This window comes from Candidatus Sulfuricurvum sp. RIFRC-1 (assembly GCF_000310245.1).
GTDB lineage: Bacteria > Campylobacterota > Campylobacteria > Campylobacterales > Sulfurimonadaceae > Sulfuricurvum.
This window is the reverse complement of the sequence record NC_020505.1, coordinates 2,008,825-2,032,782: the sequence shown is the minus strand read 5'-3', so window position 1 is coordinate 2,032,782 and position 23,958 is coordinate 2,008,825. Positions and strand designations below refer to the sequence as shown.

29 protein-coding genes are annotated in these 23,958 nt (G+C 42.7%); 12 read left to right on the top strand and 17 right to left on the bottom strand.

The features are described 5' to 3' along the window. Positions 1-111: 111 nt before the first annotated feature. Entirely contained in the window at positions 112-450 is a 339-nt protein-coding gene (locus B649_RS10280) for a hypothetical protein (protein ID WP_291750900.1), read from the top strand. 133 nt (positions 451-583) lie between these two features. On the opposite strand, the gene B649_RS10275 is transcribed toward B649_RS10280, so the two are convergent. The 4 genes from B649_RS10275 to raiA form a co-directional block, all read right to left on the bottom strand. Next, entirely contained in the window at positions 584-865 is a 282-nt protein-coding gene (locus tag B649_RS10275) for a GIY-YIG nuclease family protein (RefSeq protein ID WP_015654461.1), read from the bottom strand. A 106-nt stretch (positions 866-971) separates the two neighbouring features. Continuing rightward, positions 972-1,418, bottom strand: coding sequence for a CopD family protein (locus tag B649_RS10270; protein ID WP_015654460.1), 447 nt, complete (start codon positions 1,416-1,418; stop codon positions 972-974). A 56-nt stretch (positions 1,419-1,474) separates the two neighbouring features. Then, entirely contained in the window at positions 1,475-1,906 is a 432-nt protein-coding gene (trxC, locus tag B649_RS10265; protein WP_015654459.1) for a thioredoxin TrxC, read from the bottom strand. 3 nt (positions 1,907-1,909) lie between these two features. Then, positions 1,910-2,251: a ribosome-associated translation inhibitor RaiA gene (gene raiA, locus B649_RS10260; protein ID WP_015654458.1), complete on the bottom strand. Its 342-nt coding sequence runs from the start codon at positions 2,249-2,251 to the stop codon at positions 1,910-1,912. Positions 2,252-2,356: 105 nt separating this feature from the next. On the opposite strand from raiA, the gene trpS reads away from it, so the two are divergent. The 6 genes from trpS (at position 2,357) to ccoS (ending at position 7,598) form a co-directional block, all read left to right on the top strand. After that, positions 2,357-3,322: a tryptophan--tRNA ligase gene (gene trpS, locus B649_RS10255; protein ID WP_015654457.1), complete on the top strand. Its 966-nt coding sequence runs from the start codon at positions 2,357-2,359 to the stop codon at positions 3,320-3,322. 11 nt (positions 3,323-3,333) lie between these two features. Further along, a complete protein-coding gene (gene gmhA, locus B649_RS10250; RefSeq protein ID WP_015654456.1) occupies positions 3,334-3,921 on the top strand; it encodes a D-sedoheptulose 7-phosphate isomerase in 588 nt (195 codons plus the stop codon). Continuing rightward, positions 3,922-4,428: a D-glycero-beta-D-manno-heptose 1,7-bisphosphate 7-phosphatase gene (gmhB, locus tag B649_RS10245; RefSeq protein WP_015654455.1), complete on the top strand. Its 507-nt coding sequence runs from the start codon at positions 3,922-3,924 to the stop codon at positions 4,426-4,428. Continuing rightward, positions 4,428-4,907 (top strand): asparaginase domain-containing protein, encoded by a 480-nt coding sequence (locus B649_RS10240; protein WP_015654454.1) that lies wholly within the window; start codon positions 4,428-4,430, stop codon positions 4,905-4,907. The genes gmhB and B649_RS10240 overlap by 1 nt, the downstream gene beginning before the upstream one ends. Continuing rightward, positions 4,900-7,293, top strand: a complete 2,394-nt coding sequence (locus tag B649_RS10235) for a heavy metal translocating P-type ATPase (RefSeq protein ID WP_015654453.1) — start codon at positions 4,900-4,902, stop codon at positions 7,291-7,293. Before B649_RS10240 ends, B649_RS10235 begins: the two co-directional genes overlap by 8 nt. Before the next feature lie 83 nt (positions 7,294-7,376). Continuing rightward, positions 7,377-7,598 carry a cbb3-type cytochrome oxidase assembly protein CcoS gene (gene ccoS, locus B649_RS10230; RefSeq protein ID WP_015654452.1) on the top strand — a complete coding sequence of 74 codons (222 nt, stop codon included), beginning with the start codon at positions 7,377-7,379 and terminating at the stop codon, positions 7,596-7,598. 126 nt (positions 7,599-7,724) lie between these two features. Here ccoS and B649_RS10225 read toward each other — a convergent pair whose 3' ends face one another. Continuing rightward, a complete protein-coding gene (locus B649_RS10225) occupies positions 7,725-8,021 on the bottom strand; it encodes a c-type cytochrome (protein ID WP_015654451.1) in 297 nt (98 codons plus the stop codon). A gap of 123 nt (positions 8,022-8,144) precedes the next feature. Between B649_RS10225 and rfaD the strand changes: the two genes are divergently transcribed. Genes rfaD through B649_RS10210 form a run of 3 tightly spaced genes read left to right on the top strand, consistent with a single transcriptional unit; the run spans position 8,145 to position 11,166 of the window. After that, a complete protein-coding gene (gene rfaD, locus B649_RS10220; RefSeq protein ID WP_015654450.1) occupies positions 8,145-9,155 on the top strand; it encodes an ADP-glyceromanno-heptose 6-epimerase in 1,011 nt (336 codons plus the stop codon). Continuing rightward, the gene (gene rfaE1, locus B649_RS10215; protein WP_015654449.1) at positions 9,152-10,585 is read left to right on the top strand and encodes a D-glycero-beta-D-manno-heptose-7-phosphate kinase; all 1,434 of its coding nucleotides are present in this window, start codon (positions 9,152-9,154) and stop codon (positions 10,583-10,585) included. The genes rfaD and rfaE1 overlap by 4 nt, the downstream gene beginning before the upstream one ends. Further along, entirely contained in the window at positions 10,579-11,166 is a 588-nt protein-coding gene (locus B649_RS10210) for a YfaZ family outer membrane protein (RefSeq protein WP_015654448.1), read from the top strand. Before rfaE1 ends, B649_RS10210 begins: the two co-directional genes overlap by 7 nt. A 127-nt stretch (positions 11,167-11,293) precedes the next feature. Here the strand turns inward: B649_RS10210 and waaF are convergent, their stop codons facing one another. Next, positions 11,294-12,253 carry a lipopolysaccharide heptosyltransferase II gene (waaF, locus tag B649_RS10205; RefSeq protein WP_015654447.1) on the bottom strand — a complete coding sequence of 320 codons (960 nt, stop codon included), beginning with the start codon at positions 12,251-12,253 and terminating at the stop codon, positions 11,294-11,296. Next, positions 12,250-13,425, bottom strand: coding sequence for a hypothetical protein (locus B649_RS10200; protein WP_015654446.1), 1,176 nt, complete (start codon positions 13,423-13,425; stop codon positions 12,250-12,252). Before B649_RS10200 ends, waaF begins: the two co-directional genes overlap by 4 nt. Positions 13,426-13,479: 54 nt before the next feature. Between B649_RS10200 and B649_RS10195 the strand changes: the two genes are divergently transcribed. Together B649_RS10195 and B649_RS10190 are read left to right on the top strand one after the other, a co-directional pair. After that, positions 13,480-13,956, top strand: coding sequence for a glycosyltransferase family 9 protein (locus tag B649_RS10195; RefSeq protein ID WP_015654445.1), 477 nt, complete (start codon positions 13,480-13,482; stop codon positions 13,954-13,956). After that, entirely contained in the window at positions 13,937-14,668 is a 732-nt protein-coding gene (locus B649_RS10190; protein WP_015654444.1) for a hypothetical protein, read from the top strand. The genes B649_RS10195 and B649_RS10190 overlap by 20 nt, the downstream gene beginning before the upstream one ends. Here B649_RS10190 and B649_RS10185 read toward each other — a convergent pair. From B649_RS10185 to B649_RS10145, 10 genes are all read right to left on the bottom strand, one after another. After that, positions 14,628-15,131, bottom strand: coding sequence for a glycosyltransferase family 9 protein (locus B649_RS10185; protein ID WP_015654443.1), 504 nt, complete (start codon positions 15,129-15,131; stop codon positions 14,628-14,630). The genes B649_RS10190 and B649_RS10185 overlap by 41 nt on opposite strands. Positions 15,132-15,174: 43 nt before the next feature. Continuing rightward, the gene (locus B649_RS10180; RefSeq protein ID WP_015654442.1) at positions 15,175-16,986 is read right to left on the bottom strand and encodes a nucleoside-diphosphate sugar epimerase/dehydratase; all 1,812 of its coding nucleotides are present in this window, start codon (positions 16,984-16,986) and stop codon (positions 15,175-15,177) included. A 4-nt stretch (positions 16,987-16,990) separates the two neighbouring features. Next, a complete protein-coding gene (locus tag B649_RS10175; RefSeq protein ID WP_015654441.1) occupies positions 16,991-19,102 on the bottom strand; it encodes an STT3 domain-containing protein in 2,112 nt (703 codons plus the stop codon). A gap of 74 nt (positions 19,103-19,176) precedes the next feature. Beyond that, positions 19,177-19,362, bottom strand: a complete 186-nt coding sequence (locus B649_RS10170; protein WP_015654440.1) for a sugar transferase — start codon at positions 19,360-19,362, stop codon at positions 19,177-19,179. After that, positions 19,307-19,471, bottom strand: a complete 165-nt coding sequence (locus B649_RS12690) for a hypothetical protein (protein ID WP_366216291.1) — start codon at positions 19,469-19,471, stop codon at positions 19,307-19,309. Before B649_RS12690 ends, B649_RS10170 begins: the two co-directional genes overlap by 56 nt. Further along, positions 19,468-19,950, bottom strand: coding sequence for a sugar transferase (locus tag B649_RS10165; protein ID WP_015654439.1), 483 nt, complete (start codon positions 19,948-19,950; stop codon positions 19,468-19,470). Before B649_RS10165 ends, B649_RS12690 begins: the two co-directional genes overlap by 4 nt. A gap of 37 nt (positions 19,951-19,987) precedes the next feature. Next, a complete protein-coding gene (locus tag B649_RS10160; protein ID WP_015654438.1) occupies positions 19,988-20,992 on the bottom strand; it encodes a hypothetical protein in 1,005 nt (334 codons plus the stop codon). Continuing rightward, positions 20,993-22,123, bottom strand: a complete 1,131-nt coding sequence (locus tag B649_RS10155) for an NAD-dependent epimerase/dehydratase family protein (protein WP_015654437.1) — start codon at positions 22,121-22,123, stop codon at positions 20,993-20,995. After that, the gene (locus tag B649_RS10150; protein ID WP_291750899.1) at positions 22,113-22,538 is read right to left on the bottom strand and encodes an acyltransferase; all 426 of its coding nucleotides are present in this window, start codon (positions 22,536-22,538) and stop codon (positions 22,113-22,115) included. The genes B649_RS10155 and B649_RS10150 overlap by 11 nt, the downstream gene beginning before the upstream one ends. Positions 22,539-22,694: 156 nt before the next feature. Further along, positions 22,695-23,930 (bottom strand): putative nucleotide-diphospho-sugar transferase, encoded by a 1,236-nt coding sequence (locus B649_RS10145; RefSeq protein WP_015654435.1) that lies wholly within the window; start codon positions 23,928-23,930, stop codon positions 22,695-22,697. Between the last annotated feature and the right edge of the window lie 28 nt (positions 23,931-23,958).

Here is a 23,958-nt window from a genome sequence, read left to right as displayed (position 1 = left end):
TCATTCCCGACTTGATCGGGAATCCAGCTTCTTAATAAACAAAAATTTTCATATTTATTATGCTACAATTTATTCAAACAAAAAATCATAATAATGAGTAAAAATATGAATATGCGAAAAGAAATTGAAAGATTAATGTATTGGTATGTTCCTTCAATTATAGTTGCTTTGCTTATAGAGTATATACTGACGGGATACATCAGAGCATCTCATGATTTATCCTCAATTATGCTATGGTCTTCGATAGTGATAAATATTGTAATCAGCCATTTGCATCATATTGTGGTTGCCATTTGGCTTTTTATTATATCTAAGCAGTTGAATCAAAAAAATATTTTATGGTCACTTTTTGGATTAGTAGCCCATTTGTTTGCCGCAGTAATTTTTCTTGTTTTATATGTTTATGAGAAAAACGAGATGGATTCCCGATCTACCTTAAAGGGCACGTGAAGTCGAGAATGACGAGACGAGAAAACTTAATTTTCCGTTCGTGGTGAGCCTGTCGAACCATGAACTCTCCGTTTACCCTTCGACAAGCTCAGGGCGAACGGAGATAAACCACGAACGGGAGAGAAAATCATCCCTAAACCGACTTAGCCAACCTCGACACCTCGTTCCAATCTCCTCGTATCATTGCCTCTTTCTTTTTACGGCTCCATCCTTTTATCTGTTGTTCCGAAGCCAAGGCTTCTTCTCTCGTCGTAAATTCTTGTGAGAAAACTAAAGTGAGAGGGTGGCGTTTGAAGGTGTAACAGCTCGGTATCGCTCCGCTCATATGTTCAGCGAGGCGTTTTTCAAGATTATCGGTGTGACCCGTGTAGTAACTGTTATCGGAGCAGTGGAGGATGTAGACGTGAAAAGGCATGAAAATCCTTTATTATTCCGTTCGCCCTGAGCTTGTCGAAGGGTGAATATTTATAAGGGGATGTTCATGGTTCGACAGGCTCACCACGAACGGAAGACGACTACGATTAAAACGGTTTTACAATAACGAGAGCAACAATCCCCATCAATAAAAGGGTGGGTACTTCATTATACATACGAAAAAACTTCCCGCTTTTATACGCTGTGTTCTCTTTGAGTTTGAGACGGTAATGTCCGAGTGTGAAAAAATAAGCGGTTAAAATGGCTACGAGAGTCAGTTTCGCGTGCATCCATCCCCCCATCTGAAATACATTTACTCCGTTGTAGTGTTGTGTAGACATAACTATTAATGCTATTCCTGAGAGCAATGTTGCCCAAAATGCCGGAACACCGATGTATTTGTAAATCTTCATCTCCATTACTTCAATAACATCGATAAATCCCTGATTGGTTCCATTTTCGACATGATAGACAAAAAGACGGGGGAGATAAAAAAGTACTGCAAACCATGAGACCATTGAGATAATATGAAACCAAAGCATCCAGTTGTACATGTAATTTGTCCTATTGTGTTAAATTAAACGGTAGGGTATCAAAAAAAGATTAATAACTACAGATGTTTTTTAACCCAAGCGATAATTTGTGGGGTGGGTAAAGCACCGCTGAACTGATCAACGATACGGTTATTTTTAAAGGCGATGACGGTGGGGATAGAGCGGATACCGAAACGTCCCCCGAGGTGCTGTTGTTCTTCGGTATTAATCTTGATAAATAGCGCTTTGAGAGGGAAGTGACGTGCCGCTTCTTCGAACGAGGGTGCCATACTTCGGCATGGTCCGCACCACGGTGCCCAAAAATCGGCGATAATAAGCCGTTCATCATTAAGCATTAATCGATCAAATGAGGATGCGTCTACCGAAATGGGCTTAGTATCGAGAAGGGAGTCTTTGCAGTGTCCGCACGCGGCTTTTACGTAGGAGTCTTTTAATGGAATGGCATTCACGCCCCCGCAGTGGGGGCAGAGGACATTGATTTTATTCATGGATTACTCCACAATCTCTTCTCCAACCACTTCGATGTCACGGATGGATGAGGTATGGTGATCTTTTACTTTATCATGGAGACGGCGAAGCGCTTTGTTGGCACGTTCAATCGCTAAATCGATGGCGGTATCGAGATCTTCATCAGTATCATTGATAACTACCGGTTGTGCGTGAGCAATATGGATGTCAAATTCGACCCCGACCCCATTTTTTTCTTTTGAGATCATAACGTTTACGGTTGTGATATCAAGATGAAAGCGTTTAAAATTTTCGATCGCGAGAGCAATATGGTCGTTTAGGTGTTGGGTAAGTTTAATCTCTTTCGAGCGAATTTGAGTATTCATTGTGAATCCTTTGTAGTTGAACTGTGAAAAAATATAGCATATCTTTTCTTAAGAGGAAGCTTAAGAGACTCTGCGGTAAAATATTCTCTATTCAAGGAGATAATTTTGAGAGTATTAACCGGTATTCAACCATCAGGCGATTTACATATTGGAAACTATTTCGGTTCGATCAAAGCGATGATCGATTCACAAAACGATCATGAGGTTTTTGCGTTTATCGCCAACTATCATGCTATGAGTTCACTCAGCGACGGTGAGCGGTTATCAAAACTGACGATGCAGGCGGCAACCGATTTTTTAGCTTTGGGGATGGACCCGCAAAAGTCTACCTTTTGGGTGCAGTCGGATGTGAAAGAGGTTCTCGAACTCTACTGGATACTTTCCGGTTTCACTCCGATGGGGTTGCTAGAGCGGGCGCACAGTTACAAAGATAAAGTGGCGAAAGGGATTGCGAGTAATCACAGCCTCTTTTCCTATCCTGTTTTGATGGCGGCGGATATTTTATTGTTCGGCTCTCAAGTGGTACCTGTCGGAAAAGATCAAATTCAGCACGTTGAGATTGCCCGCGACATCGCGATCAAGTTTAATAACCAATACGGCGATATTTTCACGATCCCTGAGTTTCGGGTCGATGCAAACGTCGCTACGGTTCCGGGGATCGATGGGCAAAAGATGTCGAAGAGTTATGGCAATACGATCCCTATTTTCTCAGAAGAGAAGATTCAGTCGAAAATCATCAAAAAAATTGTGACTGAAGCGGTACCGATGGAAGAGTCTAAAGAGTATGAAGATTGTAACGTTTACAACATTGCCAAACTCTTTTTGGATTATGAGGAGCGTTCGGCATTGCAAGAGCGTTATAAAAAGGGGGGCGAAGGACACGGACACTTCAAACTCTATACACATGATGTGATCTGGGAGTACTTCCGCCCCTACCGTGAGAGACGTGAACATTTTGAAAACAATCAAGACGAAGTGCGCGAACTTTTGAAATTGGGTGCGGCAAAAGCGAGCGCTCAGGCGCAACCGATTATGGAAAAAGTCCGATCCGTTACGGGCATTACGTACTAAAGGAAAATACTATGAAAAATTACATTATCAAACAAATCGCCGATTCAGCGGCAACCAAACAAGCGATTTTAGAGAATGAACCGCTTTTGGAGATGATCGTAGCCGTGGCGCAAGCGTGTGTTGAGGTTTATCGACAAGGGAAAAAGACAATGCTTGCAGGTAACGGCGGATCAGCTGCGGATGCTCAGCATATTGCGGCGGAACTGGTCGGGCGTTACGGGTTTGATCGTCCTTCAATCCCCTCTTTGGCACTGACGACCGATACCTCGAACCTCACGGCAATCGGAAACGATTACGGCTATGACAAAGTATTTTCCCGTCAGTTGGAGGGGATGGCTCAGGAGGGGGATCTCTTTATCGGTATCTCCACGTCGGGGAATTCTCAAAACATCATTAACGCATTTGAGTCTGCAAAAGATCGTGGCGTGACTACGGTAGCACTTGTGGGACGTGATGGCGGTAAAATGGCGGCAATGGCCGATTATGCGATCATTATCCCATCCAATGCGACCCCTCGTATTCAGGAATCCCATATTTTGATCGGGCATATTCTCTGTGATATCATCGAAAAAGAGCTTTTCGGCGGCGGAGTAGCATAGGTGTCTCTTAGAGCTTTGTTTCTTGACCGTGACGGTGTGGTGAATGTCGAGAAAAACTACCTCCATAAAATCGAAGATTTTGAATTCATGGACGGAATCGTTGACGTGTGCCGTAAATATCAAGATCAGGGATATCTCATCATTATCGTCACGAATCAATCGGGGATTTCACGGGGATATTACACCGAGGACGATTTTGCCCATCTCAGCCGATGGATGGTGGAACATTTTCAAACCTTGGGAGTCACACTTACCCGTATCTACCACTGTCCTCATCATGAGAGTATCGACGGTGCATGTGAGTGCCGTAAACCTGAACCGGGGATGTTTTTGAGTGCCAAGAGGGAATATAAGCTGGATATGGAACACTCACTTATGATCGGAGATAACGAACGTGATATTGAGGCCTCTCTTAAAGCGGGGGTGGGAATCAATATTCTCCTCTCAACCGAAGCTACAGATTCAAAAGCAAATCGAATTATCCATTCTCTGCGGGAGTTGCTCTGATGCTAATACTCAATACGGGCGGTACTTTTAATAAACGGTACGATTCCCTAAAAGGGGAATTGTTCGTCCCTAATGATAACCGGGCAGTTGAAGCGGTACTAAAATCATTGGTGATCGATATTCCTCTCCAAGGAATACTCTATAAAGACTCTTTGGAGATGGATAATCATGACCGCTCATTGTTGGCACAAACGATTGCGCAGCGCAATGAAAAAATCATTATCGTCGTTCACGGTACCGATACAATGGATCTAAGTGCGGAATACGTTGCGAGTCTATCCTTAGATAAAGTTGTTGTCTTTACCGGCGCTATGGTCCCTTTTAGCATTGACCCCGTAGAAGCGACGGCAAATCTCTCGATGGCAATCGGTTATGCGAATAATGGCTCAGCAGGGGTTCATATCGTGATGCAAGGGGTTATGGGCAATTTCGTTCATGTGAAAAAAAATAAGTCTGCAGGGAAGTTCGAATATGTCTAAAGTCAAATGTGATCATTGTCATCTGGAATTTAGCGATGAGGTGATGATTCATGATGGGGAGTACCGATTTTGCTGTAACGGCTGTCGCGGGATTTTTCACCTCCTCAAAGACGAAGGGCTAGAGAGCTTTTACTCTAAAATGGGAGATACGACACTCTCTCCTCCTACCGAGCAGTTCGAAGCGAGTTCCAATTTTGATACCCCTGCATTTAGTGAGCGGTTTGTGACGACCACCAAAGAGGGGCTTTCTCAGGTTTCCCTTGTTATTGAAGGAATCCATTGTGCGGCGTGTGTCTGGCTGAATGAAAAAGCGCTGCACAAAATGGACGGGGTTATCGAAGCGCATATCAACTATACCAATAATAAAGCCCGTATCACTTGGGACAGCGATACTGTCAAACTCTCTGCTATCATCGATATGATTCGTGCTATCGGATACAATGCATTTCCGTACGATTCTTCACTTCAAGAAGTGCGTGCTAATAAAGAGCGAAAAGATTATTATCTGCGAATGGCGGTCGCAACATTCGCGACGATGAATATGATGTGGATCGCGGTGGCTCAATATGCAGGGTATTTTACGGGGATCACTCAGGATATTAAAACCATTTTAAATGTTGCCGAGTGGGTATTAGCGACTCCGGTCCTTTTCTACAGCGGATGGATTTTTTATCGCGGTGCCTATTATGGGCTTAGAAATCAAGCCATTACGATGGATTTACTGGTTGTTACAGGTTCGAGTCTCGCCTATCTATACTCAATCTATATTACCGTTTTTGAAAAAGGGGAAGCTTATTTTGATTCCGTGGCGATGATCATCACCTTTGTCTTGTTCGGAAAATTTCTCGAAGTCCTCAGTCGTAAAAATGCCGCCGATACTCTCGATATCATCGGCAAACATATTCCGCGCGAAGTGAGTATCCTAGAGGGGGAGTCTATCCGCTCTGTCGATGTCAATGAGGTTAAAGAGAATGATGTAATAGTCATCCGAAGCGGTGAACGCTCAGCAATCGACGGTGAGGTGATCTCCGGTGAGGGGAGTTTTGACGAGTCCAATCTCACCGGAGAATCGGAACCGATATTTAAACGCCTCGGGGATAAAATTATCAGCGGAACGACAAGTATCGATGCGCTGATCCATTATCGCGCGACGAAAGATTTCGCCCACTCAACCCTCTCGAATCTCGTTAATCTTTTAGAAAACGCGATGGCTCAAAAGCCCTCCATCGAGCTGTTAGCCAATCGGCTTTCTCAGCATTTTTCTTCAACGATTCTCTTTTTGGCGATTGCGACATTTTGGATATGGTATTTTTGGCCGCACAGCTTTGATCGATCTTTGATGGTGGGGATTTCAGTCATCATTATCGCCTGTCCGTGTGCGTTGGCCCTTGCGACTCCGGTAGCGACTTTGGTCGGATTGGCGCTCGGAGCCAAACGGGGGATTTTGTTTAAATCGGCGGCACAGATCGAGACGATGGCAAAAGCGACGATGGTGGTCCTCGATAAAACGGGGACGATCACGATGGGACGTCCTGAAGTCGTTTATGCAACGATTCATACCCCTTTCGATATCGGGGCATTGCATACTCTTGTCTCCTCCTCCAAACACCCGATCAGTCGAGGGGTTATGGAGTATTTGGACTCTACCGAAGCGGAGATTGATTCCAGCAGTATCGAAGAGGCACGCGAAATCCCGGCTCGCGGTATGGTTGGACGGTATAACGGTCTACTGATTGCCGGCGGAAATGCACTTTTGATGGAGGACCTCGGTATTGAAGTCGACTCTGCTAGTGATAAAAGCCTTTTTTACTATGCGGTGGAGCAACAGCTGGTTGCGGTTTACGAGTTGCGTGATCTTCCTAAAGAGAAGGCGCTTGAGTCGATTGCGGCATTGAAAGCCTTGAATCTACGTGTGGTAATGCTCACGGGAGATCATGAAGCGGCAGCCGTGAGAGTAGCTCACGAAGTGGGTATTGATGAGGTTCATGCCCATTTGAGCCCTGAGGGGAAAGCGGCATTTATTGAGCAGGCGCATAGCGAGGGGTATATCGTCGTGATGGCGGGGGATGGAGTCAATGATTTGTTGGCTCTTGCCGCTTCGGACATTGCGATTGCTATGGGGAACGGGAGTGATATCGCGATCGAAGTGAGTGATGTGGTGTTGATGAACGATTCGCTGACCTCACTCGCCGAAGCGTTTGGAATCAGTCGCAAAACCTATGGGCTTATCAAACAAAACCTTGGAATATCACTGGTGTACAATTCGATTACGATTCCTCTGGCGATGATGGGGTATGTTATTCCGCTGATTGCGGCGATTTCGATGTCGTTTAGTTCGCTTCTCGTCGTTGGAAACTCGATGCGGGTGAGATGGCTTTATAAATAGTTTTGTCATTCCGTGCTCGACACGGAATCTAAAAAGATAGATCCTGAATCAAAGTTCAGGATGACGGAGAAATAGGAGAAAATATGGATTCATGGGTAATTGCAATGATGCTGGGAGCATCACTTTTTTTAGGGGCTATCGCATTGGCGGCATTTTTATGGGGGATCAAAAACGGTCAGTTTGACGATGAGAAAAAAATGATGAATCAAGTACAGTATGATGATGAGCGTGAACTCAATGATGCAGCCAATCAGCAACGTAAAAAAGAGTCAGTGAATAAAAAAGAAGAGTATCGACCGGAATGAAAAAAGAGTAGTTTTAGAAAAGTGAGATAAGGAAGAAAGAGTGCGGTTTACTGCACGTGAGCATCGCGCTGAGCGAAACCCAGTGTTAACGTAGTCAAAGGGGGGTTAGCTCCCTTTGGCGTTAAATTATTTAATTCCTGCGATGTAAGCAGCAGCAGCTTTAATATCAGCATCTGACATAGTAGCAACTTGACCTTTCATTAAGGCACCCATACCCGCTTTGTTCAAAGTACCAGCTTTGTAACCTTTGAGTGAAGTTTCGATAGCACCAGCTGATTGACCTTTTACGATCGCTGATTTACCAAGAGCCGCTTTTTCAAAGCTAGCACCATGACAGGCAGCACATTTAGCTGTAAGAGCTTTTCCATCAGCAGCCATCAAAGATACACCAGCGAACAACATTGCAAGAGCAATTTTTTTCATTTGTTTTCTCCATTTAAAATTTCGCCGCTATTATATTCCTATCTATCTTAAATCACTCTAACTGTTTAACCTTTAATAAAGAGTTTGTTACAATATGACACTACCTTTGATGAAGGACCTTTCATGCGTTACAGTGATATTAATTTGAACCGTAAAACAATTTTAATTACGGGAGGAGCCGGTTTTATCGGCTCCAACCTCGCTTTTTATTTTCAAGAAAATTATCCTGATGCCCATATCGTCATACTTGACCTTTTTCGTTCAAACTTGACCCTCTCCAACGGCAACCTCAAAAGTTTCGGTCATTTTAAAAATCTTTTAGGATTTCGTGGTGAGGTGATCAGCGGTGATATCAATGATAAAGGGTTGTTAAATACCCTAACGCAAATGTATAAATTTGATTATATTTTTCACGAAGCGGCGATATCCGATACAACGGCGCTGGAACAGGATTTGATGGTCCAGACGAACGTTAATGCATTTAAAGACCTTCTCGATATCGCGGTAGCCCACGGAGCCAATATGATTTATGCCTCATCGGGTGCGACGTACGGTGATGCTCCTTCCCCTCAGCGTGTCGGATGTGAAGCTCCTCAGAATGTTTATGGTTTCTCGAAATTGATGATGGACCATTTGGCCCGTCAATATTCTCAAAAATTTGAAAATATTTCCATTGTTGGTTTGCGCTATTTTAATGTTTACGGTCCTAGGGAATTTTTCAAGAATAAAACATCATCAATGGTGGTTCAGTTCGCTCATCAGCTTCTCGCGGGTAAAAATCCGAAACTGTTTGAAAACTCTGACAAAATTTTGCGGGACTTCATTTACATCGAGGATATTATTCAGGCCAACATTCTCGCAATGCACCCAAAAGAGAACGGTGTATTTAACGTCGGTACCGGTAAAGCACGCTCGTTTCAGTCGATGGTTGATATTCTCCAGAATGAGTTGGGGACATCGTTTGCGTGTGAATATATCCCCAATCCGTATATAGGGCGTTATCAGTTTCATACTGAGGCGGATATTGAATCGACGAAGGCCATTTTGGGTTATCAGCCCCGTTTTGAATTTGAAGAGGGAATTTCGGCATATGTGCCGGAAATCAAACGCCTATATGAGCAGGAACTATCATGAACTCTTTGCGCAGTGCTCACCCCCATATTCTTGTCATCGGGGATTTGATGATTGATCACTATTTGTGGGGCGGGTGTGAGCGAATCTCTCCTGAAGCTCCGGTGCAGGTCGTTGATATCTCGCGTGAAACGACGGTTCTCGGAGGAGCCGGGAATGTGATCAACAATCTCGTCGCTCTGGGTGCACGAGTCAGTGTGAGCGGGGTGATCGGTGATGATGAAAATGGAGAAGAGCTGTGTTCCATGCTCAGCTTGATTGGGGTATCGAATCAGGGGCTTGTACGCCAATCGGAACGTAAAACATCCAAAAAGAGTCGCATTATCGCCTCCAATCAACAAATTTTACGTTATGACAAAGAGTCGAAAGAAGCAATCGATAAAGCAAGTGAGCGTGCCATCATCGCTTATGTGATTGATGTGATCGATAGCTGTGACATTATTATTCTATCCGATTACGGTAAAGGGGTGATTACCGATGCGGTTGCCGGCGGAGTGATTGCTGCGGCAAAAGCGGCAAACAAAAAAGTACTGGTTGATCCAAAAGGGAAAGATTACCGTAAATACCGTGGTGCGTATCTCCTAACCCCCAATAAAAAAGAGGCTTCTGAAGCGACCGGAATCGTGATCAACGATGAAAAAAGTTTGCAAAAAGCTCTTTTGAGTCTGAAAGAGACCTGTTCATTAGAGTGTTCGATGATTACCCTCTCTGAAGACGGGATTGCTATATACGATAAAAGCATGCGCCGTTTTCCAACCGTAGCCAAAGAAGTTTATGATGTGACGGGTGCAGGAGATACGGTCATCGCATCCCTCTCATTTGCCCTGAGTATGGGGCTGAGTATTGATGAAGCGGCCCCGTTTGCAAACCACGCTGCGGCAGTCGTTGTCGGTAAGATCGGTTCGGCGACAGTGACTCTTAGCGAGATCGAATCGTATGAATCAAGCTTGCATCAAAGCACATCGGATATGCATATCAAATCCAAAGAAGAGATTTATATTCTTGCAGATCGTTTGAAACACGAGGGAAAAAAGGTCGTATTTACCAATGGCTGTTTCGATATTCTCCATGTCGGTCATGTCAAATATCTCCAAGAGGCGAAAAGTTACGGAGATGTGTTAATCGTAGGACTCAATTCAGACAGCTCGGTGAGAGAGCTTAAAGGACCGACTCGTCCGGTTAATACTGAAGCCGATCGAGCCTATATTTTAGCGGCGCTCGAATCGGTCGATTATGTCGTATTGTTTAGCGAAGAGACGCCGCATGAATTGATCAAAAATATTGCTCCCGATATTTTGGTCAAAGGGGGCGATTACGAAGGCAAAAGTGTGGTTGGAGCGGAATTTGCTGGGGAACTACGACTGGTGCAGTTTGTGGACGGGAAAAGTACGACCGCAACCATAGCCCGAATTAATGAAGGAACAACATGTTAAAAAAAATCATTTTAATGGCTTTGATCAGCAGTGGAGCTTTCGCAGCTCATCAAATCGAAGCGAATGTCAACGATAAAGAGGTTGAGGGGCAGATTCGTCTGGATATGGGACGAATGGGAAATGCGATGAGCAATACCTATATCGGCGCTCGATTTTTGAACGGGGATAACAACAACTCTCAAACGATCAATAATCCTGATCCGCTGATGGAGGTATCGTTTATGGTGATGCGTCCGGTTCAAGGTGTTCGTGGGCTCAAACTGGGACTTGGGATCAAGGGGGAATACACGGAGATCGACGGTCGCCGCTATGCGGCTATTCCGCTGGGGGCAGAAGCAGAGTTGCAATTGCCGATTAATGCTCCGTTTCCGGTATATCTCGGCGGAGCACTCTATTATGCTCCATCGGCCTTATCGTTTAAAGAGGGGGATGGATATTTGGAAACCCGTATTCATCTCGATGTTGAACCGATTGATAACGGACGGCTCGAAGTGGGGTATCGCAAGATCGATACGGATCTAAAAAATGTTGATGTGACGTATAATGATTCGTGGTATTTTGGGATGCGTTTAGATTTTTAATTTCAAACTTTTCTTTTTCATAAGAAAAGTATGCAAAAGAAAATCGCCTCCACAACAAATCGCTAGCGGTACGCTTTCGCACTACTGCGAGCGACCTTACTCTATGTGTGTTGTGAAGGCATAATATTTAAAGAATATTTCTTGTAGCTTCTATAACTTCTTCTGCCGTAATGTTTTTCATACACTCATGATGCCCTAGCGGGCACTCTCGTTTCATACATGGCGCACACTCCATATCATGCCGTACAATTACACTTTTTTCATTTCTCCACTGTGATGTTTCCAAATGGCGTGTCGGACCGAATATAGCGACGGTAGGAACACTATACGCGGCTGCAACGTGCATCGGACCGCTGTCGTTGGTGATAAAGAGATCCAATCCTCCGATAAAACTGCACAGCTCGGCAATCGATGTTTTACCTGCGAGATTGGTGAGATTGATCCCATGGAGACGCGATTCGATATCGTTCGCCATCCCCACCTCATTGGGGCCGCCAAAGAGGATGATCTCATAACGATCCGCATACGCACGCGCCACTTCGGCAAATTTTTCGGGATACCACCGTTTGGCACTGCCGTAGGTCGCTCCGGGGTTGATCCCTAAAGTTGGGCGTTGATAGTGATGGGATGGGATATGAACTTTTAACTTTTCGATTACGAGAGGCTTGGGGCTCAGGCTTTGGGCGATATCGCGATATTGTTCGACCAGATGAGAGGGGTGGGCCGGCTTGACAGAGTGTTTCAGTAAAAAGGATGAATGCCAGCTGCGACGCCCTGCCGTGATGGGGGTGCCGCTCCAATAGAGCAAAAGTGAAGAGTGGAACTGATTGCGGAACGTGATTGCCAGATCATGAACACCGAGTTCTTTGGCAAATCGGTAGGTATTGAGAAAACGATTCCCCCCTTTTTTCGTCTCATCGACATAATGACGTTTACATTGGGGGTGATATTTGAGCGCTTCGATGCTGACATACGAGCCGACCATGGTGAGCTCGGCATCAGGATAAACAGTACAAAGGGCTTCGAGTGCAGGAGTTGCCATCACGGCATCGCCGAGCCAGTTGGGGAGAATGATCAAAATTTTCACGCTTGAGCCTTATAGATGTAGATCGGCGAGGAGTTTAGAGTCCACGTGATGTGTAACTCTCCTCTTGGGGTTGAGCAGATGAGGTTGTATTCGTCTGAACGATAATTAAAGTCGATAAACTGAGCATCACTAAGGTGTGATAGCATGACTTTGTACGCTTCAAAAGCACTTCGCTTTCGGAGTATTCCTTCTCGATTATCGATCAGACCGTATCCGGGTGCAATCAGCTGGTGCCAGTAGACACTGGATACGCGTTGAGAAGCAAACGCGAGGAGATGGTAACGGACCATGTAATCGCTGTAATCCTCTTCGCTGACACACTCATGCTCACTGGTCGGGGCATAGGGGGCGGTGTTTTTGATCGGCCAGTTGGTTTCGGTGATAATGAGCTCATTTGACGTTTTTGGGCTGAGAGAGATCAATGAGCTCAAGAGATTGATTTTACCCATGAGGTTAAATCCCATTTGGGAGTTTTCAGGGGCACCGCGACGATCGACATACAGAAGGCTCCCTATCGCATCGAAACGGATAGATGAGAGATTGAAAAGAGTATGGGCACTAAAGTGGTACTCGAAATCGATGACATTGGAACCGATGAGTTTGAGGTGGGGAAAGCGTGTTTTTTTCAACGCATACGCGACGGCGTAAAAATCGAGATATTCGTTGACACTGAAAAATCCCCATTTGGCACGATTGATGGTACTGCCGATGATATAGGTATGACAAACACCTTCCAACGCTTCAAAAATTTGGATGAAATGATCTCTGCTCATATCGGCACTCGTGATGTGTTCGCGATCTTGAAGTAAGGCAACCGTGATCTCTTTCCCCACCAATGAACGGATAAAAGCGACGTATTCGTGTAATCGATCCATCTCCCACAGCGGAATACGGATGAGGAGTTTTTTGACACCCAGTTCATCCAGCAGGTAGGGGGTCGTATTGGGTTCTTTATCTAGATTGACCCCTATACCGAAAAATGATTCACCGCTAATGGTGCGTCGCCCAGTAAAAGGGGTAAGCAACAGAGCGATCGGCAAGGTTATAAAGGAAATCAAAAAAGTTTTAATGAGCGAGGGGAGAGCACTTTTGCGCATTTGCCGCTTAAGTGCACGGTCTCTGATAATGGCAGGTTGATCGGAGTAGTGATCCCAGGCAAACGGTTGTTTCATGGTGAGATTATAGCGATATTGGGTAAAATAACCACATTAAAACAAGGGTAAACGATGAATATAATGGTAGTACGTAACGATAAGTTGGGTGATTTTATAACCGCTTTACCGACATTGTATGTCTTAAAGCACCATAATCCGCAAAACCGCATTATCGCTCTTGTCGCCCCGCTCAACCGGAAACTTGCCGAAGCATGCGATTTTATCGATGAGGTAATCGTTGATAGTGGCGAAGATATTTTAGAGCTTGCCTTTAAAATTAAACAAGCCCAAATCAACGCCTCGATTACCCTTTTCTCTAATACCCGTGTCGCATTGGCGCAATGGATTGCCAGAATCCCGATTCGTATTGCCCCTGCAACCAAAATAGCCCAAATCTTTTACAACCGCCGTATCACCCAACGCCGCAGTGAAGTGAAAATGGCGGAGTTTGAATACAACCTTCAGCTCGCCCGTGCATTATTTCCTGATATTAGCCTTGAGTTTCCCAAGCCGTTATTACCGTTTAAAGATGCTATTAAGTACATTTAAGGCCATAAGAACGCTTTTCTCAAACGATCAGCACACCATCCACAAAGCCCGAAATGAACTCAAAATTATCGAGCTAGAGGGAATCCAAACCGTCGTTAAATCGTTTAAAGTTCCCCATTTACTTAATCGTATCGTTTACACCTATTTTCGTAAAAGCAAAGCGTATAAATCGTATCACAATGCACTGCGTTTGCAATCACTCGCTATTTCAACCCCAGAGCCGATCGCTCTCATCGAATTTTTTGAATCAGGTTTACTCGCGGATAGCTATTTTATCAGTGAGTATTTCGAATACGATTTTACGATCCGCACACCGCTCCTCGAACCCCTCACTGATCGTGAAGAAATCTTTAGCGCTTTTGCCGCGTATACCTACGGTCTCCACCAAGCGGGGGTATGGCATCTCGATTATTCTCCCGGAAATATTTTGATCAAAAGAACCGAAGATGGTTATCTCTTTAGCATCGTCGATATCAACCGAATGGAGTTCCGGGAGATATCTGCTCTAGAGGGGTGTGAAAACTTTAATAAACTGTGGGCTACGGATAAAGAGTTAGTGATTATGGGACGCGAGTATGCAAAACTCAGCGGATTGGATGAGAATCTCGCCATCCGTGAAATGCAGCGTCATAACGATGCCAACAAACAGACAAAAAATTTTAAAAAGAGACTCAAACGAGTTCTAAAAGGCGATTTTTCAACTCCTGCTTGACCTTCTCAAACATTACCGCTCTCCCCTCGGGATTCAAGGGAATCATATAGTGGCGCTGTTTTTCCCCGATACTTTTCCAACGTGCAGATGAGGCAAAGAGGGTATCGGCGAAAAAGGTAAAGGTCTCACATCCCACCGCACTCGCTAAATGATACGTCCCTGTTGAAGTACTAATAAACAGTTTAAAACTGCTCAAAAGTTTGGCAAAATCGACGACACTTCCTACTGAACGGTACAGTATTACCCTGCTCTCCCCTAAAAGTGTTTTGGCTTCCTCATAAAGTTTTTCCTCATCAGGACCAAACGTCATCACCACATCCAATCGCTCATCCGCTTCGGCAAGTCGAACCAATTCAATGTATTCGTTCAACGTCCAGTTCGCATCGGAGGAACCGCCAAAACCGGGATGAAACGCAATTACATTCTTGCTAATCTCATACTCGGTACAAAACGCACGATACACTTCATCAGATGAGCGTAACGGTGTGGATAGGTGAGGAGAGGATTCATTGCGGCAACTTTTTGGTGTGATTAAATTCGGGAACGATTGTACGTAAGGCTTCTATTTTATCGGTGCTTTTGTTGAGTGTATCGATATCCTGGATCAGCTTGTCAATCGGATACGAAGTGGCCCGTGCAATTGTAATCGATTCATAGGAGGTTTTATGTTCACTTTCGTCGAGCAACAGTTCTTCGTATAATTTTTCTCCGGGGCGTAAACCGGTATAGACAATCTCGATCGGTTTGGCTGCATAGAGACGGATCATCGTTTGGGCCAGATCGGCAATCTTGACCGGCTGCCCCATATCGAGGATAAAAAGTTCCCCTCCGCGAGCGATGGAGGCAGCTTGCAAAACGAGTTGGCACGCTTCGCTGATTAGCATAAAATAGCGGGTGATATCGGGATGGGTGATCGTGAGAGGACCTCCCGCTTCAATCTGGGCTTTGAATTTCGGGATAACGCTTCCGCTGGAGCCCAAAACGTTTCCAAATCGTACGGCAACGATTTCACTCTGTTTTGGATCGATATTTTGGGCATAGAGTTCCACGACTCTTTTGGTTGTCCCCATGACATTAGTAGGACGAACTGCTTTATCGGTAGAGATAATGACGATTTTGGCGACTTTATGCTCTATTGAGCTATCGATTATATTACGACTTCCTAGAATATTATTTTCGATTGCAACAGAGATATTGATTTCACATAGCGGAACATGTTTGTATGCGGCGGCATGAACAACAATATCCGGTTTATGGCTTTTCATAATAAAATCGAGCTGAGAACGATCGAGAATACTACAGAGTTTGAGCGTTGCATTAGGGAGTCGTTCTCCGATTTGATAAAGATTGTATTCGCTGTGATCAATTAAAATAAGTTTTTTTGCACCAAAAAGCTGACATTGCATTGAGATTTCACTTCCAATACTTCCTCCTGCTCCTGTAATCAGAATGGTTTTGCCTTTTATAAAACTACTGAGGATATGTGTATCCAGATCATGAGGGTGGCGTGCTAGAAGTTCTTCAATTGATATCTCTTTGAGAGAAGGTTGATTGTCTTCTAAAATCATGAGTCTTTGTATGTCGGTTATGTCGTATAAAGCTAGATTGTTGACCAATGAATTTAAATCTTTTTGAGTCAGCTCTACTGTAATGGCGGCACTATGAATATCAAACATTTCACAAACGTATTTGAGATTATCAGGATGATATACTTTGATACCATCAATGGATGAACCGCATAAATGATAGTCACTCTCTTCCCATGGGATGATGGCTTGTATAGAATAGGGAATATCCGCATTTTTCGAACTTTTAACGAGTGCTGCTGCTTTATGATTGCTTCCGATGATAAGCATTGGTTTAGTTGAAGGTTTGTTTTGCCGCTCCAAAATGACTCTTTTGGAGAGTCTAAATGCTCCAATTAAGAGTAATGAGAGAAAAAGGTCAATTACAATCACACTTCTTGGCAGAGGCAAAAAAGGATCTGGATAGATAAAAAAGAAGATAATAAAAAGTGTATTAGCGAGGAGAAGAGACCAAAAAACTTGTTTTGCGTTAAAGAGGCTAAAATATCTCCATGTTAAATGATAGACACCGTTAAAGTAAAGTAGAGACCATTTTAGCAATGTGAGCGTAATCAAAATGGTGTAAAAATTATCGGAAAAATAAGAGGGTATCGAAAAATCAAAACGGAGGGCATACGCAAAATGGAGTGACACGAAAAAGAGAAAAAAATCCACAACCATAAAAAAAATGATTCGTTTGATAAAACTGGGTTTAAACAGCGGATGATTGATAACTATTTTGGTTAAACCCATTGCCTTAAACTTTCAGTTTGTAAATTTTACTCAACGGATCGAGAATGACCGGTTCAAAAAGATTTTTATCGTATCGCTCAAAAACAAACATTTGTATGTACGTAGAAGAGAGATAAAAATCATCCATCACTAAAAAACGGCCGTAACTTGGGAGAAAAATGAGATTCAACCCTTCCGAGGCAAATATTTGTTCATTGATTTGAAGGGCATTATTCGAATCATATCCCACTTGATAAAAAGCTTTGATCGGAACTTCTTGATTCCCTATTTTAAGAATATTTTTTTCTTTGATAATAGCGAGACCATTTCCAAGTTCCACGGTTTTTCCGGTGTCTTGAACCGATTGCGTTGCATAGAAGTAAGGCTGTTTCCGATTATCGGGACTTTTGAGATCGAGATTGCTAAAGAGTGTTACGGTCGGGAGAATCTCCATCAGACGCAAAGGTAGATAGAGATAAACATCTCTGCTTTTCTGAGGAAGTTGATATTCGGGCAAAGAGAGTGCACTCAACAATTCGTCAGGGTCTTTAAATCCTTCTTTGCTCATCATGTATTCAAAGTCATTTTGGGTTTTGTTGGTATCGGTATACCCTTTTTCCGTGTATTCGGTAAAGAGCCGCATCATATGGGCAATCGCGATCGGGTCTTGTGCGGTTAGGACGAATGACGCCGGATAATTGACATCACCCGAGTGTTTTCCTCCGTCAATCCATGTTTTGACATCTGCGTAGTAGCGGATAGGATAGCCGTAATCCCACCATGTGACGACGTAATCTTCTCGTGAAGCAGTCGATTTGAATTGATCGAGTACTTTGACTTCCTGTGTCGTTAAAACCGTAGGAGTCATATACTCTTTGATATGCAGGTAATTCGGGTAGAGAGCTGCTCCGGAGAAAATAATGAGAGAAAGGATTCGAAGCCACTGTTTTTGAATGCTTTGCGTTATCCACAGCAGTAAAAAAGCAAAACCGATGGCCATCATCGGAACAGCGTAAATCGTAAAACGCAATCCCGCAAACATCGCGATAAACCCAAGCCCCACCAGAGGAAGAGTGACAATGAGAGGGCGATAGGCGATGAGAGCCATAATGTACCCTCCGCATGCGAGGAGAAAGGTGATCGTATGGCCGCTGATTCGTTCCGCAAAGACTGGGAATGGTATCTCTCCCGCTTCGCGAACCGTCGACATAACGTTATAAAATTGGAGCGAAGAAGCAACCGTATTTTCCCCCTCTTGGGTGAACAAATAGATTTTGAGTCGAAACCATATCGGATCGATCCCGCCGGTGAAAAAATAGATACCGGCGATAGCGGCAAACAAAAGCCAAAAAAACTTATCCGAAAGCTCTTTTCTCCAATGAAACCATCCGAATATCAAAACAGCCACAGCAATTTTGCTGATGAGGGGGATCGATAAAATCCCTATCAGGATAAAAAGGGCAATTTTGTACAGATAGAGATTACGGCGATCAAAAATGGCGGTATAGGCGAGGACCATAACGAGCAGCGCCGTATCAAGCGAATACGCTTGCGGATACCACCACTGATAGAGTGCGATTGAGATCGTGATAGGGATGAGATATCGATTGCGCTGATGGGTGAGGGCGAGAATCAGCGAATACATCTCCAACACCGGAAAGACGATATTGAGCATATCGCTATCGTAATACCCGGTCATCGTCCGATTGTAGTAGCTGTGGGCGATCGATGCGAGGAGCGCCGCGATAAATCCCATCGTTGTTTGGTTGAGGGCACGCCCGATCAAGATAAGCGGTATGACGATCAATGAGCCTAAAAAAGAAGGCATATAGAGGATAAGCGTTTCGAAGCTGACCGGGAGAATACGAGCGAGCAGGGCAGTCAGTTGCGATACAGAGGTTCCGACTCCGGAGAGATCGTTGGGCTGACTGGACCCCGCCAGAGCATCACGTGCCCCCTCGGCAAAGAGATAGCCGTCGTTGGTGTTGATCATCAGTTCGTTATTCCAATGAAACTGTGCCATCGAACTCACTTCATTGACCCAGATAAAGCGCATTCCTACGGAAAAAAGATAGGCAACTGCGATTAAAATAAGCAGCGTGTAAATAGATGTTTGTTCTTCGCGTAGTTTCAGCATAATGGTTGTGTCGCTCCCTGTTTTGGTGAGTGTATTTTAGCTGAATGGCCTTGGTTTATCAATGATTTTAGGTGTTAGTGGGTCACTCCCTCTTTTTTAACCACTTTAATAAAGGTTAAGATGAGAATCTTTAGATCGAATCCAAAAGAGCACCGTTGCAAATATTCGGTATCGAGGGCTACTTTTTGAGGAATCGGAAGCTCATCACGGCCGTTGATCTGTGCCCATCCCGTCAGTCCTGGTTGTTTGGTTGAGGGCACGCCCGATCAAGATAAGCGGTATGACGATCAATGAGCCTAAAAAAGAAGGCATATAGAGGATAAGCGTTTCGAAGCTGACCGGGAGAATACGAGCGAGCAGGGCAGTCAGTTGCGATACAGAGGTTCCGACTCCGGAGAGATCGTTGGGCTGACTGGACCCCGCCAGAGCATCACGTGCCCCCTCGGCAGAGTGAGGGTATGGACATTCGCAGCCGTTCGCTGTGCGATCAAGTCCTCTTGGTTAAAGAGAGCGGGACGGGGCCCCACGAAACTCATATCCCCTTTGAGGATACTCCACAACTGCGGAAGCTCATCGAGACTGCTGCGGCGTAAAAAGGAACCTATCGGGGTTAGAAGAGTTTCGGGATTGCTGAGCAGATGGGTCGCTACTGCCGGAGTACCCACGCGCATACTCCGAAATTTAGGCATTGAAAAGAGGAGATTGTTTTTCCCCACCCTTTGTGACCAGTAGAGGATGGGACCTTTTGAGGTAAGACGAACCATCAGTGAGACGATGAGAAACGGAATCAGCAGTATCACAGCGGCAACGGAGGCTAAGAGCAGGTCAAAAAGTCGTTTGAGAATCATTAGAGGTTACCTTTGAATATAGTGTATAAATCAATTTTTATTTGTTTGATTGACAATCGAATACCGTATTAATCCAATTATACAAAGAGTATTGTTCATAAACTTCTTTATCCAGCGGCTCGTATGGAGAATCAAAAAAACGCATATCGATGTGCGGATTAGTGCGATCGATAATGGTAATGTTGTTTGCATTATAGAAATCATACTGTTTGATATTTGTATTGGTAGTAATGAGCTTTTTATTTGCACCCAATGCTTCAAATGTTCTCATGGTTAAACCAACTTGAGAAGGATGGTTAATGTCTAAAATGGCTTTTGACTTAGAAATAACGGAGATAATTTCAGCTTGAGACATAGGCTCAAACGAGAAAGCGGCTATTGGACCGTAGGGATATTTTTTGAGAAAAAGTCGTCTTCCCCAGTACATTAATTTCGTATTGAGATAAAGAAAGCTAAACATTTTTAAAGAGAACTGATCCAAATATTTTTGTACTTTTTTGGCTATCAGATATCTATCACTGTGTGCAGTTGCAATGAAACATAAGTCATAGAAGAGCTCTTTAGATGGTATTTTGGCGTAAGTTTCAATATAAAAAAGCGGATGAAAATGTAAATGATATTTTTGAGCATCATGGTTGTCAAACGTAACAACTCTATCAAACAGGTGAATTGTATTTAAACTGTTTTTATTGTCAAACGAATCCCACATATACAGAATAAACGTAGCATGGTGCTGTAAATTTTTTAGTATTGTCAGTTCTTTAACACTAAGAGTCTCTGGTGAAATAATAAAAATATAATCATACGAGATCTCTTTGATAGCATTGAAAATAGAAGTGTAATAAGCATCTATTTTTTGTTTAATCAATGTTTTTAATTTCAGTCTGATAAAGATTTTTGTCCAAAGATCATTGGATGGTCTGTCATCATAAAAATCAACGAATGCCTCAAACTTTTCTTCGAGCGTCGATTTTATGATGTTTTCATATCCGAAAAATTTTGGGCCGATATAAAGTATTTTTTTCCCGTTTAAAGAATGCATTTACTTGTACAGCCCTTTTTCCTTCATCTCTTCAATGCTTTCTGCATATTTATCTTCCACAACTTCTTGTTGATTAACCCAAGTGGTAAACCGTTGAATTCCCTCTACAAAATTCACTTTTGGCTCAAATCCGAGCAACTCTTTTATTTTAGATATATTGGCATAGTTGTGTCGGATATCACCGAGCCTAAAATTTCCCGAGAGTGTTATCTTGGAGTTGCTATTATAGGCCTTGATTAAAGTATTGGCTACCGTTAAAACATCAATTCCCACTCCGAGACCTACATTAAAAACGTGATGATTGGCTTCGTCTTTTTCAATACCCATTATTGTGGCATCGACAACATCATCGACATAAACGAAATCACGGCTCTCTTTCCCGTCTTCAAATATATTAATCTCATTTCCATTTTTGATTCGAGTAGAAAAGATAGACAGAATTCCTGTGTACGGATTGCTGAGAGATTGTCCCACACCGTACACATTTTGGTATCGGAATGCAACAGCAGGAATACCTAGTGATTTTCCCATGACCATAAACATTTGTTCTTGGACTTGTTTTGTGATTCCGTATATGGATGTAGGATGAATTTTACTCTCTTCATCGGTGGGCATTAAGTTTAGATTTCCGGCACATTGAGGACATTTAGCCTCAAAATCACCATTTTTCATGTCTATATTTTTTCGTTCAGAGGGATAAACAATTCCATGAATATCACATGAATATTTTCCTTCACCATAGATGGCTCGAGAAGATGCCACAATAATTTTTTTAACACTATGTTTCTCATTGGCTAAAATATCCAAAAATATTGAAGTTCCTTTGATATTAACATCTGTGTATTTCTCTATTTCATACATGGATTGCCCGGTACCTGTTTCTGCGGCTAAATGGACCACAACATCGATGCCCTCAAGGGCTTTTTTCCAGTCATCATAGCAAAGAACGGTTCCTGATATAAAGTTAACTTTATCTTTAATAGAGTGAAATAAAGGAGAATTTTCACTGTGAATTTGGGGAGAAAGATTATCGAGTACGGTTACATTGTACCCTTTCTCTATGAGTTTTAAACTGAGATTCGAGCCGATAAAACCTGCCCCTCCGGTGATGAGCATATTCTTATATTTCATCGATAAAATTTCCTTTTGTATCGGTTTTTTTCCATGTTTGGCTTGTAAAATCGTATCGTTTGATAATTCGTGCCGGTACTCCGGCGATCACAGTAAAATCGGGAAAATTTCCTCGAACGACGGCATTGGCACCTACAATACATTGTTTGCCGAGTGTTGTACCGGCTTGTATGACCGCACCATATCCTATGAAACAGTTTTCCCCAATCCTTGTCTCTTTTATTAGAAGCGGCTGATTTAAAATATGTTTCTCTATTTGTCGAAATTCATGATCAACATTGGTGATAAACACATTGGCAGAGATAGTGGTATTTTTACCAATAACCATTTCTGCACCGGAGATGATGTGTAAGTTTTGACCGATGGAAATGTTCTCTTCAAAAAGGATGGATGCATCTTTATTGATCACTTCCATGCGAGAACCTGGAAAAATTCTTATTCGTTTACCGATGAATATTTGTTTTGAGTTTTGAATGATCAAAGGTTTTCCAATATACGATGGAAAACCGAAAGAACCAAAAAATGGTTTATACAAAAGTGCCCTGAGAATCCAAAAAATTTTAAATATCATTTAGTTTTTCCAGAGCTTAGAATTGAGTCTATAACTGGAGAGGAAAATGAGAAGACGAGAAATATTCATGAATTGGTTCGGTCCGATAACAAATAAAAGTAGTTTAAAGAGTTTGTTTATGAAATAAAATTTCCATTTATTGTTATTTAAATTATCAACACCTGCGGAGGTGTAACCTATTGAAGTCTTACTCAATAAATAATTTTTTTTAGCAAATATTTCAACTACTCCATGAGTTTCAAATGGGTTATGGTTTTCCGGAAATTGATGGGAAGATAACATGCTGGCGTAAGCTCGTCGTAATGAAGGAGAAATATAGGTGCCATTCTCCATAAAGTCATAGGAATATCGTGTATTTACAGTGTTTAATCGTTTTTTATATTTTTCAGAGGTATGGCTGTATTCAAGTATTACTTTATGTAATAAAGTTTCTGCTGAAAGGTCAAGATCGAAAGATCTTTTATTAAGCCTAAGAGGCTCTTTTTCATTGAATGAGCTAAAATGAAAAAAGATCAAATCGAATTTTTGATTAATAGTAAATCTATTTTCTCTTTCACTCGCAGTCACTTTTCGTTCATGTAAATTCCAAAAAGCAACATTAAGACCTAAATCAAATGAGATATGTAAACTTGGGAAAAAACAGGGGGCAATAGAAACCCATTTTTGATCAGTAGCGATACCGAATTGTGTTTCAAGATAGCACAAATCTTGACATCTTTCATCCCACCATTTTAAAAAACGTAGAGATTCCTCCGATTTTCTAATAGCAAAAAAACCTAGATTAAATGAACCGAATCTCATCATGGCCGTATCGCTTTGAGAAAGCTCCGTTCCTCGTTGTTGTGGCGTAATGTAATGAGGTGTTACAACGATTTCTTCTGTATCCAAGAGATTGATGATGGAATCGATGTTATCAAATAAAAATGTATCCGGATCAAAAAATATAACTTTCTCATGGCTTTTAAGTAAGTGCATGGTTAGGAAAGGTTTCAAACTTGTCGAAAATTCGATGATGTCATATTTGAACGATAATTGCTCTAAATTTTCTATATTGAGCTCTTCAATCCAAAAAATATTTGCTAAGGATGAGATATCGCCTAAGTCTCTTTGTTTGTCAAATAAAAAAATATTAATTTTCTCACCTACATGATTGTAGTAGGATTCAGCAAGCGAAAGTGCTTTGTATAAATAGGCTACATTACATACGGTAAAACTGCAAAAACTTTGTTTATCCATTATTTCCTCTTTCTTTAAAAATATTGTA

Coding starts and splice junctions, on each gene's coding strand:
- B649_RS10280 (WP_291750900.1), top strand. CDS start 112: ATGCGAAAAGAAATTGAAAGATTAATGTATTGGTATGTTCCTTCAATT.
- B649_RS10275 (WP_015654461.1), bottom strand. CDS start 865: ATGCCTTTTCACGTCTACATCCTCCACTGCTCCGATAACAGTTACTAC.
- B649_RS10270 (WP_015654460.1), bottom strand. CDS start 1,418: ATGTACAACTGGATGCTTTGGTTTCATATTATCTCAATGGTCTCATGG.
- trxC (WP_015654459.1), bottom strand. CDS start 1,906: ATGAATAAAATCAATGTCCTCTGCCCCCACTGCGGGGGCGTGAATGCC.
- raiA (WP_015654458.1), bottom strand. CDS start 2,251: ATGAATACTCAAATTCGCTCGAAAGAGATTAAACTTACCCAACACCTA.
- gmhA (WP_015654456.1), top strand. CDS start 3,334: ATGAAAAATTACATTATCAAACAAATCGCCGATTCAGCGGCAACCAAA.
- B649_RS10240 (WP_015654454.1), top strand. CDS start 4,428: ATGCTAATACTCAATACGGGCGGTACTTTTAATAAACGGTACGATTCC.
- B649_RS10235 (WP_015654453.1), top strand. CDS start 4,900: ATGTCTAAAGTCAAATGTGATCATTGTCATCTGGAATTTAGCGATGAG.
- ccoS (WP_015654452.1), top strand. CDS start 7,377: ATGGATTCATGGGTAATTGCAATGATGCTGGGAGCATCACTTTTTTTA.
- B649_RS10225 (WP_015654451.1), bottom strand. CDS start 8,021: ATGAAAAAAATTGCTCTTGCAATGTTGTTCGCTGGTGTATCTTTGATG.
- rfaD (WP_015654450.1), top strand. CDS start 8,145: ATGCGTTACAGTGATATTAATTTGAACCGTAAAACAATTTTAATTACG.
- rfaE1 (WP_015654449.1), top strand. CDS start 9,152: ATGAACTCTTTGCGCAGTGCTCACCCCCATATTCTTGTCATCGGGGAT.
- B649_RS10210 (WP_015654448.1), top strand. CDS start 10,579: ATGTTAAAAAAAATCATTTTAATGGCTTTGATCAGCAGTGGAGCTTTC.
- B649_RS10200 (WP_015654446.1), bottom strand. CDS start 13,425: ATGAAACAACCGTTTGCCTGGGATCACTACTCCGATCAACCTGCCATT.
- B649_RS10195 (WP_015654445.1), top strand. CDS start 13,480: ATGAATATAATGGTAGTACGTAACGATAAGTTGGGTGATTTTATAACC.
- B649_RS10190 (WP_015654444.1), top strand. CDS start 13,937: ATGCTATTAAGTACATTTAAGGCCATAAGAACGCTTTTCTCAAACGAT.
- B649_RS10180 (WP_015654442.1), bottom strand. CDS start 16,986: ATGGGTTTAACCAAAATAGTTATCAATCATCCGCTGTTTAAACCCAGT.
- B649_RS10175 (WP_015654441.1), bottom strand. CDS start 19,102: ATGCTGAAACTACGCGAAGAACAAACATCTATTTACACGCTGCTTATT.
- B649_RS10165 (WP_015654439.1), bottom strand. CDS start 19,950: ATGATTCTCAAACGACTTTTTGACCTGCTCTTAGCCTCCGTTGCCGCT.
- B649_RS10160 (WP_015654438.1), bottom strand. CDS start 20,992: ATGCATTCTTTAAACGGGAAAAAAATACTTTATATCGGCCCAAAATTT.
- B649_RS10155 (WP_015654437.1), bottom strand. CDS start 22,123: ATGAAATATAAGAATATGCTCATCACCGGAGGGGCAGGTTTTATCGGC.
- B649_RS10150 (WP_291750899.1), bottom strand. CDS start 22,538: ATGGAAGTGATCAATAAAGATGCATCCATCCTTTTTGAAGAGAACATT.
- B649_RS10145 (WP_015654435.1), bottom strand. CDS start 23,930: ATGGATAAACAAAGTTTTTGCAGTTTTACCGTATGTAATGTAGCCTAT.